General features: G+C 54.6%; 13 protein-coding genes and 1 pseudogene. 12 read left to right on the forward strand and 2 right to left on the reverse strand.

Annotated elements, in window-relative coordinates; translation table 11 throughout:
- Nucleotides 1-159, reverse strand: a 159-nt coding sequence (locus tag A3754_RS08655; protein WP_197468579.1) for a metal-dependent hydrolase, incomplete at its 3' end; no start/stop codon positions are given.
- Between the two features lie 256 nt (nt 160-415).
- Between A3754_RS08655 and A3754_RS08660 the strand changes: the two genes are divergently transcribed.
- From A3754_RS08660 to A3754_RS08700, 9 genes are all read left to right on the forward strand, one after another.
- Nucleotides 416-961 (forward strand): TetR/AcrR family transcriptional regulator, encoded by a 546-nt coding sequence (locus tag A3754_RS08660; RefSeq protein WP_063519343.1) that lies wholly within the window; start codon nt 416-418, stop codon nt 959-961.
- Entirely contained in the window at nt 958-2,082 is a 1,125-nt protein-coding gene (locus A3754_RS08665) for an efflux RND transporter periplasmic adaptor subunit (RefSeq protein ID WP_082872392.1), read from the forward strand. The genes A3754_RS08660 and A3754_RS08665 overlap by 4 nt, the downstream gene beginning before the upstream one ends.
- A gap of 11 nt (nt 2,083-2,093) precedes the next feature.
- Nucleotides 2,094-5,129 carry an efflux RND transporter permease subunit gene (locus tag A3754_RS08670; RefSeq protein WP_035233487.1) on the forward strand — a complete coding sequence of 1,012 codons (3,036 nt, stop codon included), beginning with the start codon at nt 2,094-2,096 and terminating at the stop codon, nt 5,127-5,129.
- Between the two features lie 410 nt (nt 5,130-5,539).
- Complete coding sequence (locus A3754_RS08675; RefSeq protein WP_035233488.1) at nt 5,540-5,872, forward strand: hypothetical protein; 333 nt, start codon at nt 5,540-5,542, stop codon at nt 5,870-5,872.
- A gap of 73 nt (nt 5,873-5,945) precedes the next feature.
- Nucleotides 5,946-6,440 carry a DNA repair protein RadC gene (radC, locus tag A3754_RS08680; RefSeq protein ID WP_035233489.1) on the forward strand — a complete coding sequence of 165 codons (495 nt, stop codon included), beginning with the start codon at nt 5,946-5,948 and terminating at the stop codon, nt 6,438-6,440.
- A 41-nt stretch (nt 6,441-6,481) separates the two neighbouring features.
- Nucleotides 6,482-7,450, forward strand: a complete 969-nt coding sequence (locus A3754_RS08685; protein WP_063519344.1) for a DUF932 domain-containing protein — start codon at nt 6,482-6,484, stop codon at nt 7,448-7,450.
- 60 nt (nt 7,451-7,510) lie between these two features.
- Complete coding sequence (locus A3754_RS08690) at nt 7,511-7,936, forward strand: hypothetical protein (protein ID WP_063519345.1); 426 nt, start codon at nt 7,511-7,513, stop codon at nt 7,934-7,936.
- A gap of 91 nt (nt 7,937-8,027) precedes the next feature.
- Entirely contained in the window at nt 8,028-9,035 is a 1,008-nt protein-coding gene (locus A3754_RS08695; RefSeq protein ID WP_063519346.1) for a YqaJ viral recombinase family protein, read from the forward strand.
- Nucleotides 9,036-9,110: 75 nt separating this feature from the next.
- Nucleotides 9,111-10,022: a hypothetical protein gene (locus tag A3754_RS08700; RefSeq protein WP_063519347.1), complete on the forward strand. Its 912-nt coding sequence runs from the start codon at nt 9,111-9,113 to the stop codon at nt 10,020-10,022.
- A 15-nt stretch (nt 10,023-10,037) separates the two neighbouring features.
- On the opposite strand, the gene A3754_RS08705 is transcribed toward A3754_RS08700, so the two are convergent.
- Nucleotides 10,038-10,289 carry a helix-turn-helix transcriptional regulator gene (locus tag A3754_RS08705; protein ID WP_365869996.1) on the reverse strand — a complete coding sequence of 84 codons (252 nt, stop codon included), beginning with the start codon at nt 10,287-10,289 and terminating at the stop codon, nt 10,038-10,040.
- 180 nt (nt 10,290-10,469) lie between these two features.
- Between A3754_RS08705 and A3754_RS08710 the strand changes: the two genes are divergently transcribed.
- From A3754_RS08710 to A3754_RS08720, 3 genes and pseudogenes are all read left to right on the forward strand, one after another.
- The gene (locus A3754_RS08710) at nt 10,470-11,249 is read left to right on the forward strand and encodes a hypothetical protein (RefSeq protein ID WP_063519349.1); all 780 of its coding nucleotides are present in this window, start codon (nt 10,470-10,472) and stop codon (nt 11,247-11,249) included.
- A gap of 35 nt (nt 11,250-11,284) precedes the next feature.
- Nucleotides 11,285-12,097: a DUF6694 family lipoprotein gene (locus tag A3754_RS08715; RefSeq protein ID WP_063519350.1), complete on the forward strand. Its 813-nt coding sequence runs from the start codon at nt 11,285-11,287 to the stop codon at nt 12,095-12,097.
- 149 nt (nt 12,098-12,246) lie between these two features.
- A pseudogene (locus tag A3754_RS08720) lies at nt 12,247-12,422 on the forward strand (IS256 family transposase); the annotation flags it as partial.

The raw sequence follows: 12,422 nt of genomic DNA on the forward strand, positions 1-12,422 counted from the left end.
GTTACGCACTGACTGGATAAAGAAGCGCTCCCCCTCCGGGAAATGCACTGAGAGGGCATCAAAGAAGCGGGTCAGCACGGGATCACCGCCATTCCAGTGCCTTGGCACTGATGAGACATCAAAGGCGACTTTGCGCGGCTTAATCGGGATAGATTTCATGGCTCCTCCAAATAGACAGGGCTCTTCAGGATGGTCAAGCCGCAAAAAAGGCGGCACTTTCGAAACATGTTATTTGGCCATACAACCAAATGTCAATGCCAGAGGAATAATTCAAACCACCAACAGCATATGAACGAACCCGGGCGATCATCCAACCCCTTAAAACACAGCTATCCACACCAAGACCAAGGAACTGGCTACTTTACCGTCTAGTTGGTACATTAAGCAGACCATGTAGTTCGTACTAGGAACCGCCATGAACACCACCTCCACTCGTGACATGATCTTGGATGCTGCTCAGCGCATAGCCGTAGAGCACGGATCCGGGCGCATTACCCTTGACAAAGTTGCCCGTGAAAGCGGCTTCAGCAAAGGCGGGCTTCTCTACCACTTTGCCACTAAGGAAGCCCTACTCCAGGCAATGCTCGAACGCCTAATCGCCCGCACCAGAACAGTTCGTGAGACGCATGAGCAAACGCTGTCGGGCCAGCCCTGGAGCGTCCTGCGCGCCATGCTTGCAGCAAGGATGGATCCTGAGGTGCTCGACCCCAGGGTCACCATGGCCATACTGACCTCAGCCGCTGAGCAGCCGGCCCTTCTCGACCCGCTGCGTCAATACATTCAGCAAACCCGCAAACGTATCCTCGAAGAAGAACGGGAATCTCCCACGGCATGGTTGCTGTGGGCAGCCGCCGACGGCCTGTTGTTCCAGGAATTACTTGATATCTCACCGGTACCCAGCGACCAACGCAGGCTGGTTTACCAACAACTGCAACGACTGGCCAAGGATCTGCTCAAATGAAACAAGATCCAGCATCCTTTTCCGGCATGCATTCACACGCCAAAAGCGTGTCACCAATACCGCTACGCAATGGCTGCATTACTCTTGCTATCTTGGTCTACGCTACCCTGTTGCTGTCATCCTGCGGCGGCAATGATAAAGCAGCAATGGAGCCCCGTACGGTCCGCCTCTACCAAGTCAGCAGTAATAATAACTTTCAAGCAGCTCGCCACTTCGTCGGTCGCGTCGACGCAGTCAACACAGTAGACCTGTCTTTTCAGGTGAGTGGCCGCATCATCGATATGCCGGTCCATCAGGGCAAGTTTGTTGCTAAGGGAACACTAATCGCCGCGCTTGATTCATCTGATTATCAACTCGCGGTGCGCGAAGCTGAACTACAACTCGAACAGGCCTCGCGCGATCTTGAGAGAACCCGTACCTTGTTCGAACGGGGCACACTGCCGCAAGCAAAATTTGATCAGGCCGAAACCGCATACAAACTGCGTAAAGTTGCTCTTGTTACAGCACAACGAAACCTTGCCTACACACGCATCCTCGCACCGTTCGATGCACTGGTAACACGACGACTGGTCGATCCGTTCACCAACGTACCCGCTGGCGCACAAATCGTGCGAGTGCAAAACGTGGAGGAATTCCGTGTTCACATCAACGTCCCGGAGAACTTGATGGCGACTCTTGAATCACCGGAACGACTGATGGCCGACGCAATTTTCGGTAACGACTCGGAGCATCCGTTGCCGCTCAAATATCACGAACATGAAACTGAGCCGAATTCCGTAGCACAATCCTATCGCGTCACCTTCAGCTTGGCGCGCCAGCACGAAAAGACAATTTTACCGGGTATGACCGTTACGGTGCGTGTAAGTGAAGCCAGCAACCGCCCGGATGCCATGATTGACATTCCCCAGTCCGCACTTGACAGCGATGCCGAAGGCAAATTCCGTGTGTGGGTTTACCAACCGAAAAAATCTGTGGTGACTGCACAGCCGGTCAAGGTACATGGCGTCACCAAGCAGGGCCACGCTCTGGTCGCCGGTCTCTCAGGTAACGAACAGGTTGTTAGTGCTGGCGTGCGGCTATTGCACGATAACATGCCCGTAACCCCATTCAACGGATTCTGATAGGGCGCCTCATGGATATCGCACGCACCTCCATCAAGCGTCCTGTCAACACCTGGCTGATTATACTTGCATGCCTGCTCGGCGGCTTGTGGGGAATGAACAATATTGGCCGCCTCGAAGACCCTGCCTTCACCATCAAGATGGCACTGGTGGTCACGCCCTACCCTGGCGCCACCGCAGTAGAAGTAGAAAAGGAAATCACCGAGCCGCTGGAATCCGCCATCCAGCAATTACCACAGCTGAAACGACTGACCTCGCGATCTCGACCCGGTGAGTCTATTATCAAGGTCGAGATAAAGAACCAGTATGACGGCGACACAATGCCGCAAGTTTGGGATGAACTGCGACGCAAGGTCGGTGACGCACAAAGCTTCCTGCCAATTGGGGCTTTAAATTCCACTGTCCATGATGACTATGGCGATGTGTTCGGAATTTTCTTTGCGGTCGTCGCACCAGACCTAACTGATTCCGAGGTACGCGAGCTCTCGCGCTTCCTACGCCGCGAGTTATTGAATGTGCCAAATGTGTCGAAAGTCACCACCGCAGGCGAGCCGTCAGAAGTCATTTATGTGGATATCTCCCAAGAAAGCCTGGTCAGCCTCGGCATTCCGCTGGAAGTAGTGCTCAACGCTCTACAATCGGAAAACCGCATGCAATCCGGCGGTTCTTTTAAAATCGATGGACGCCGCATTCGCATTAGCGGCGAACCCGGTTTTGATTCAGTCGCAGCCATTGAGGCGTTACGCATCGGTCGACCCGGTTCCACGGAGCAATTCAGCCTGAGCGATGTGGCGTCCGTATACCGCGCTACCGACGATATCCCCAGGGAACTTATCAATTATGATGGCGAAAGGGCGTTCACCCTCGCTATCGCCGGCCTGCAAAATGCCAACATTGTCGAGGTAGGGCACGCGGTCAACGAGCACCTTGATAAAATTCGCCACCATATTCCGTTAGGTGTGCATATTAAGCCGATTTACCAGCAGCACCTTGTGGTTGACAAAGCGATTGATGACTTCCTTGCCAGTCTTGCATTGTCAGTGGCTATTGTAATCTGTGTCCTTTGTCTGGCCATGGGCTGGCGCGTCGGAGTTGCCGTCGGCAGCACCCTTTTACTTACCGTGCTTGGCACAGTGTTTTTTATGGCAATTTTTGCCATCGAAATGGAGCGCATTTCTCTCGGCGCCTTGATTATCGCCATGGGGATGCTAGTTGATAATGCCATCGTCATTGCCGAAGGTATGCTAATCGGTATCCAGCGCGGCAAAAGTGCCGAGAATGCCGCAAGCGAAGCCTGTCGTCGCACCCAAATCCCGCTGCTTGGCGCCACTGTTATCGGCATCATGGCATTTTCCGGGATCGGCCTGTCGCAAGACGTGACCGGCGAATTCCTGTTCTCGCTGTTCGCAGTTATTTCCATTTCACTGTTGTTAAGTTGGCTGCTGGCGATCACTGTTACGCCACTTATGGGCCACTATTTGTTTGATGGCCACCAGTATGAAGAAGGCGAAGATCCCTACGCGCATGCAAGCTACGGCAAGTACCGCATGATCCTTCTGCTTGCACTAAAAAACCGAGGCATCACCGTTACCGCACTAGTTATGATTACCGTAATTTCGATAGTCGGCTTCGGTTTTGTTCGACATGCTTTCTTCCCGCCATCGAACATGCCAATGTTCTACCTTAATGTGTGGCTACGTCAGGGTGCCGATATACAAGAAACCGCGCGGCAGATAAGCGAAATAGAAAGTCTGATTCTCGCTCACGATGAAGTAGAAGCAGTCACCACCTTTGTTGGCCAGGGCGCCAGCCGCTTCATGCTGACTTATGAACCGGAGCTACCAAATCCATCCTATGGTCAGCTGATCGTGCGCGTAACTAATCGTCAGTTGATTAACGGCCTGATTGATGAATTAAGAGTAGTTCTAGCAAACCAATATCCGTCCCTCGAGGTGTACCCACAAACGATGATGTTCGGCCCTGGTGGCGGGGCCAAGATTGAGGCACGCTTTAAGGGCAACGATCCTGCTGTGCTTCGTCAACTTGGTGAGCAAGCACAACAAATTTTCCAAGAGAGTAATGTTGTGCAAGATATCAGAATCGATTGGCGTACGCGGGAGGTTGTCGTGGTACCGCATTTCGATGAAGAACGAGCACGTATCGCCGGCGTTGGCCGTGCAGAAGTGAAAACGTCATCACTATTTGCCACTACCGGTATCCAAGCCGGCACCTACCGCGAATATGACTCGCAAATACCAATTGTGGTACGTCCTCCCAGCGAGGAACGTGGCAGCGTCAGCAAACTCGGCAACCGTGTTATGTGGAGCAGCGCCGAACAGACCTACGTTCCTGTTAGCCAGGTGCTAAGCGGACTAGAAATTGCCACCGAAGAATCCCTTATTCATCGGCGCAACCGTATACGCGCGCTCAAAGTTCAGGCCGAACCGATTGGCGACCTGACTGCCGACCAAGCATTGCGACAATTACATAACGCGGTGGAAACTCTACCGCTGCCAAAAGGTTATGCTCTGGAATGGGGCGGCGAATATGAGAAAGCCAGCGAAGCGCAAGCGTCCCTGGCGAAACAGGTACCGCTGGGGATCCTTGTGATGCTGGTAATTTCAGTATTATTGTTCGGAAAGGTCCGTCAGCCGCTGATAATCTGGCTGATCGTACCAATGTCGATCTGTGGCGTGAGCATCGGCCTGTTACTAACTGGTCAGCCATTCACTTTCATGGCAATGCTCGGCTTCCTCAGCCTTTCCGGAATGCTGATGAAAAATGCCATCGTGTTAATTGACGAAGTCGACGCACAGGTCAAGGACGGTAAGCTAATGAGAGATGCACTAGTCGATGGCAGCGTCAGCCGCCTGCGCCCCGTGATCCTCGCGGCCTTCACCACCATTCTCGGCATGATACCTCTGATGTGGGACGCCTTCTTTTCGAGCATGGCGATTACTATCATGGGGGGGCTTGCCTTCGCCACTCTGCTTACCATGGTGGCAATACCTGTGCTTTATTCACTTTTCTTCCGCGTGCGGTTCTAGGCGGGCTCTTGAAAACTCCGCACACTAACATAGCTTAGCATGAGCCCTCGCACTCTTCTTGGATTATATGATCCAGCCGATAGTGCATGCATCTATCCAAACAACATTTATCACAACTTCTCTTGCGACATAGAGCGCACTTCCATTTGGGCGAACATTACCCCCAACTGAATAGCGAATTTTGCTATTCATATTCTCGTCTTTCACGATCGCAATTCAACACATGTGATTTACAAAAGTCTACGGACTACAGGCAGCAAAAAGAGACATAAAACTCTGACAACCTATCAAAGCGCCTCTATCTCCTTGGCTTTCACATAAACAGCTCTAATCTAATTATTTTCAAACACATATCACCTCCATGAAGCCGGGAAGGAATGTCCTTCCTGACCCCATCTCATGGAGGTTTCATGATCATTCAATGTCCGTCCTGCCGCTCCATCCGAATCGTCGCCCTGCAAAATGGCCGCAAGGTTGGCGGGACTGTTGGCACGGCTGCCGGCGCTGCCAGTGGGTTTGCCATGGCGACCAGTGGTGCTCGGGTTGGCGCTACTGTCGGCTTGGCGTTTGGCCCTGCCGGGTCCGCCATCGGCGGTATCGCAGGTGCCGTGCTCGGCGGTCTAGCTGGTGGCGTTGCCGGAGGTGAAGCCGGTGCCGCGCTGGGAGCCAAGCTCGACGAGACCTATCTCGACAACCTGGAATGCCTGGACTGCGGACACAGCTTCCGCCTCGATTCTGAGTAACCCCCTCTTCCCTTTGCCCACCACTCCGAAGCCCGCCTTGTGCGGGCTTCTTTATGCCCCTTTGGAGGCCTGAATGGATATTCCCACTTTCGTAAAGAACGAGCAGGGCCTGTACCACGTACAGGGCTGCGTTAAACCCGAGGAGATCGTCAGTACGGCGGCCACCATCCTGCTGGATGAGCTTACCGACCGGGAGGCCCTGACCGCGCCTACCGATGTCGCCCAGTTCCTGCAACTGGCTCTGGCACAGGAGAAAAACGAAGTCTTCTCGGCCATCTTCCTCAACAACAAGCACAAGGTGCTCAGTTTCGAGACCTTGTTCAACGGCACCATTGATAGCTCCGCTGTTTACCCCCGCGTGGTAGTGCAACGCGCTCTGGACTGCAATGCCGCAGCCATCATCTTCGCCCATAACCACCCTTCCGGTTGCAGTGAGCCCTCCACTGCCGACCGGCAAATCACCAAACGCCTCAAGGACGCCCTCGCACTGATCGATGTGCGGGTGTTGGACCACTTTGTGGTGTCCCGTTCCAGCTACGTGAGCCTCGCCGAGCGCGGCTGGCTCTAACCCTGCCCTTTGGGCATTCCCTCTTTAACAGGAGATTCACCATGGCACATCTTGTCGAAAACATGGCCTATGTAGGCCGTACCCCCTGGCACGGGCTGGGCAACCAGCTGGCCAGCCAACAGCCGCTGGAAGTCTGGATGCGCGAAGCGGGCATGGATTGGGAGATCCGTGAGACCCCGGTGCGCTTTATCAGCAGCGAAGCCGGCGCGCTCGGCCAGATCTCATCGTTCCCGGATCAGAAGGTGCTGTTCCGTTCTGACAATCAAGAGCCCCTGTCGGTAGTGAGCAACCGCTTTAAGGTGGTTCAGCCCCGTGAGGTGCTGGAGTTCTACCGGGATCTCACCGAGCAATCCGGCTTCGAGCTGGAGACCGCTGGCGTATTGAAAGGGGGCCGCAAGCTTTGGGCGCTTGCGCGTACCGGGCAGTCCGGCACGTTGGCTGGGAATGACCAAACCAACGGCTATGTGCTGCTGGCCACGGCTTGTGACGGCACCCTGGCTACCACGGCGCAGTTCACCAGTATCCGGGTCGTCTGCAATAACACCCTTGCGGTGGCACTGAATGGCAATACCCATGCGGTGAAGGTACGCCACAACACCACCTTTGATCCGCAGTCGGTGAAGAAGCAGCTAGGCATCTCTGTCTCTGCCTGGGATGACTTCATGTATCGCCTGAAGGCCCTCAGCGAGCGCCGCATTACCCGCAAGACCGCCAAGAAGGTCATGCAGACCATCTTCACCGACACCGGCTATCAGCCACCGGGCATGCCGGTGAAGGCCAACGAACAGGCCATGAAGAAAGCCATGGCTCTGTATGAGGGTGCCGGTCGCGGGTCGGATCTGACGTCCGCCAAGAACACAGCCTACGGCCTGCTCAATGCGGTCACCGAGTTCGTGGACCATGAGCGACGAGCCCGCAGCACCGACAACCGGCTGGACTCGGCCTGGTTCGGCAAGGGTGCCCAGATCAAGCAACGTGCTCTGGAGCAAACTTCCCTGCTGGTCGCCTGATACCGGTCGGATCTTTTCTTCCCCTCTCTATTCCCGCATTAAAAAAACCTGGAGAACACCATGGATCTGAAATGGCTCTACCGCCTGTTGGCGGTATGGGACTGCCGCCCTATGCCTGCTGAATTGGCAGCGGTGTGGGGCGCGTTCCTGCATGAAGGCTTGATGTGCCACCCCGGCGATCCGGGGCGCAGTCGCCGCATCCTGGAGACCTGGGACAGTGGCTGCATCGAGCTGATCATCGCCTCCTGTGAATACCTGGACCCACTGTGGCAAACCGTCTCCCACATCTGGTTCGAACCCCGTGGACGCCCCGGCATCTTCGAGTACGAAGTGGTCAGCGAGCTGGGCGAATGGCTGGGTGAGCAACTGCTTACTACCGGCCACCTCCCCAGCGACAAGCAAGCCGAACGCTATATCGAAGCGCTGGTGAATGACTTCTTCGAGATAGGTGATGAGCCACCCTCGTCGTCAGGCCGCGCCGCATGATGCCATTTAGGCATCACTCACTCTCCATCCCCTTCCCTTACTTCTAGCCCCGGCCATTGTGCCGGGGCTTTTCTTTGTCAGGAGAACACTCATGGCACAACCGAAAAGCACAACTCCTACCCAGCGCCCGGCACTGCGCCTTGTCTCTACCAAGCAGATGAGCCGGGAGGACTGGCTGAAGATCCGCAAGCAGGGCATTGGCGCCAGTGATGCGGCTGCCGCCGTCGGCATCAGCCCGTACCAGTCACCGCTGGAGCTGTGGATGATCAAGACCGGGCGCGATGGTCTGTTACCCGCGCCTGATCCCGATGACATCCAATCGCCGCTCTACTGGGGCACCCTGCTGGAGCCCAAGGTGGCCGAGGCTTACGCCAAGATCACCGGCAACAAGGTTCGGCGGGTGAATTCCGTTCTGCAGCACCCGGATGAAGACAAGCCCTGGATGCTCGCCAATCTGGATTACGCCGTGGTGGGTAACGATGACGTACAGATCCTCGAGTGCAAAACCACCGGCCAGTACGGCGCCAAGCTCTGGGCCGATGGGGTTCCCGAGTACATCCAATGCCAAGTGCAGCATCAGCTAGCGGTCACCGGAAAGCAGGCTGCCGATGTGGCCGTGTTGATCTGCGGACAGGAGTTGCAGATTCATCGGATCGAACGGGATGAGGCGTTGATCGCTCACCTGTACGAGCTGGAGCGGGAGTTCTGGCAGCTGGTGGAAGCGGACACGCCACCGGACCCGGATGGCTCCGACTCAGCAGGGAACGCCCTGCAAGCGCTCTACCCCCAGGACAAAGGGGAAACCATGGATCTCACGGACAACCCGGCCATCGAAGGCGACTTCAATGAGCTACTGGATCTGCGTGACACCCTGGGCCGATTGAGCAACCGGGAATCCACCCTCAAGCAACGCATCCAGCAGACCATGGGGTTGGCCAGCAAGGCCACCTTCACAGAGGGCTCTGTGACCTGGAAGCGAAGCAAGGACTCCACTAGCCTGGACACGAAAGCTCTCCTGCAGGATCAGCCTGATCTGCTCAAGCAGTACCCCAAGCACAAGGCCGGGAGCCGTCGCTTCCTGGTTCGCCCCAATGCTTAACCCTCTACGACTCACGGCATAACAGCCGGGCCTGGCCCGGCTGCGTCTATGCCTGTTATCCATCAGGAGCATCCCATGATTAAAGGACTCGCGATTACGCCCCCCGTGATTGGCCGCATCAGCATCGGCCGCGTGGTGGAGAAGAACGGCAAGCGTCTGCCCGAGAAAGACGATCAGTTCACCATCACCACCCAGATCCAGACCAAGGAAGGCTGGCTGCCCCACCCGCTGGATGACGCCCTGCGCCAGGACACCAAGGGCAACAAGCTCCGCAGCATTCCCGTCACCTTGCCGTTCAACGATCCGGACCTGAATCTACGGGCGGAATACACCTTCTTTGACCGCAAGAGTGGCAGGCCGCTGTGTGCAGGCAACGGGGAGACATGCCGGCGGCATACCGAGAATGGACTGGAATCGCTCCCCTGCCCGTCACCGGATCTGTGCGACTACGGCAGCCACGGGCTGTGTAAGCCCTATGGCCGCTTGTATGTCCGTATCGGGAATGACGATGAGCTGGGCTGTTTCGTGTTCCGGACCACCGGCTACAACAGCATCCGTACCCTGGCTGCCCGGCTGCGCTACTTCCACGCCATCAGTGGCGGCAACCTGGCCACCCTGCCGCTGGAGCTCAAGCTGCGCGGCAAGAGCACCACCCAGAGCCACCGGGCACCGATCTACTACGTGGATCTAACCCTGCGGGCCGATCAGCCCCTGAAAGAAGCCGTCACCCACGCCAGGGAGGAAGCCAAGGGGCGAGAGAATCTGGGGATTCACCAGACGGAGCTGGACAAGGTTGCTCAGGCCGGGCTGTTGAACGCCTGGTTCGAGTATGGGGAAGAAGAAGGGCTGCAGGTTACTGAGGAGTTCTTTCAAGCAGAGACGGCACCCAAATCCGAAGCAAACGCTCAATCAACGAAAAAGCTCAAACAGAAATTGACCAATTCACCACTTACGCCGGCCGCAACAGGAAACAACGAAAGTAAGTAAGCATGGCGAGAATTCTTAACTCTCGCCAACGATCAGCACTTCAGCCTTCAACCATAGATCTGAAGGGCGGCACTCCAATGCCTCGGACAGACGCCACACCGTTGAAACCGAGGCTTGTCGATTACCCAGCTCAACACCGGACAGAAAGGATCTGGAGAGCCCTGCCCTGTTAGCCAAATCCTCTTGGCTGATACTCAGCTCAATACGCCTAATCTTGACTGCTTTGCCAAAGGCAACCGGAATTTCCATCAAATGCTGACCTGCCATCTAAGGTAAAGAAAGCAGTCTGGATGGTTATGAGAAGCCTATTAACGCCCGTTAGGGCACCCTATGTACTCTATAGGAAACATTAAGTAATCTAATCACCCTAATCATCTGATTAAGGGTCGCCTCAGAGCATTGGCTCATCCCACCAAAGAAGAACGAAGCACAAAAAAGGAGAAAACCATGGGCAATGACTGCCTTCGACTGATAGCAGGCCTTTTTCTGGCTACATCACTTATCGGCTGCCTGGATGGCGCCAGCGATATAGACATCGTCAAAGAAGGGCGATTCGACGCCCACCCAGAATTCAAGATCGGTGAAACCTTTGACAACCGGTCCATGTGCGAAAGCACCAGCTGGCAAATGGTTCAAGATAACCGTGGAAGAGATCTAGTCGAGTACCGCTGCGAGATTGTAGGCGTCAACGACTACTACCATAAAAGACTGGTTGCTCTGGCTGAAAAATGCGAGGAATCCCTAAACGACACCTCCCCCAACCCCTTCAGGGCAAGACTCAAGAAAGAGCGCCAAGAAGAGCTGGATTCTATCGATCATCTCAAATCAGAAGTTGAGTCTGCCGAATCAGATCGAACAAAAAGGCTCATCAAATATCACTCAAAAAAAGCCGATGAGAAGACAGCGAGGCTGGAAGAGCTTGACCGGTGGGAAAAGAACAAAATAGCCAACAACAAAACCACTCTATCCAAAGTTAACCAGATCTTGTCTGGGTTTAATGTCGCCTCAGCCTATGAGTTCTTCCGCTGGTCTGTCGCCGAAAACGGCACCTTCGTTCTGATTGAGGGTGGGGTCGGGCTTAAAAAGCCAACAGATGAAAAACACCATGAAAGCACCTATGGCGACCGGCAGATGAGACTCTCGGTCGGTTATGCATACGAAAACAGAGATCTCCGTCATGCATTTACCGGAACCCACGACAGCAGCCTCGAACTCCATTGCCAATGATCTAACACGAACTCTGACACGCAAGGTATTGAACAATGATTAACAAACTGATCATCACTCTATTATTCGCAGCATTCATGACCGGCTGCGGTGAAACATTTGATGCTTCGAATGACAACATGATCCGGGTCTCGTACAACGGGATTTTAGAGACTTTGGATGGTAAAGAAGAGGAGCAGTTCAAACGCCAGTACCAGTTCTATACAGAACAGTATGAACTCCCGCAGGATCCTGAAGAGCCTGGTATCAATTTTGCTCAAAATGACATTGAGTCACTTCATGGCCTCACCTACGGGGAGGTCATCAGCAAAGTCGCGCAGCATGAACAGTACGTTGCCGACATTCGCAGGGAAGAAGATCTCTTTATGCTCCGAGAGCTCCATGGCCTCTATCTAGATAGCAGAGAAAAGATCTTGTCGTCGATGAAAGACCTGCCAGTGGCCCTAGAAGCGATGGAAGCAAAATTCCTGGGGCCGCTGGCCATCAAAGCCGAACTCGATAACAACACCGATTACACTATCAGGGAATTCTCCCTAGAGGTGAGCGTCGTCCAGAGAAGTACGGGGGAACAGGTTTACTCAACGTCAGTATTCGCCGACCTTGGTAATGACCCGCTCCCGCCCGGCTACTCCTACACCAGCTCATTTGGAGATCAAAAAGTACAAGAGGTGATACAAGACAAGAACTACACCGTGATTGGGTATCTATCCAATGTCATCGTTGATGATGGCAGGCGCGTATATGCCAAGATGGCTGAAAGTAACTTCCTACAGTACGCCTCTTTGAAAAGAGCCTACCCTGAAGAGTTCAAGGATATTCAGGAAGAGCTGGGCGATCCGGTTATCTAGTTTGGCATTATCCCAGCCGTGACCACAGTTGCGCGATTATCAAAGTGTGTGGAGACTGTGTCCATCTGACACCATGTGCGGTGGGGGGGCCTGGGTAGTGTTCAGAATTCTGTGTCACTTCTTTAATCTACACACCAAAGAGGTGATACATGACCAAACCCACATTCGACATTGATGCTGCTCTCAAGGCCCTACAGGAAGGCAAAGACCTGACCGGCAAAGACGGCATTCTCACGCCGCTGATCAAGCAGCTCACAGAAGCCGCGATGCAAGCCGAGCTGGACAATCATCTTACAGAAGAGACCGCGCCGAACCGCAAGAATGG

The sequence above is a fragment of the Alcanivorax sp. HI0083 genome, assembly GCF_001635175.1.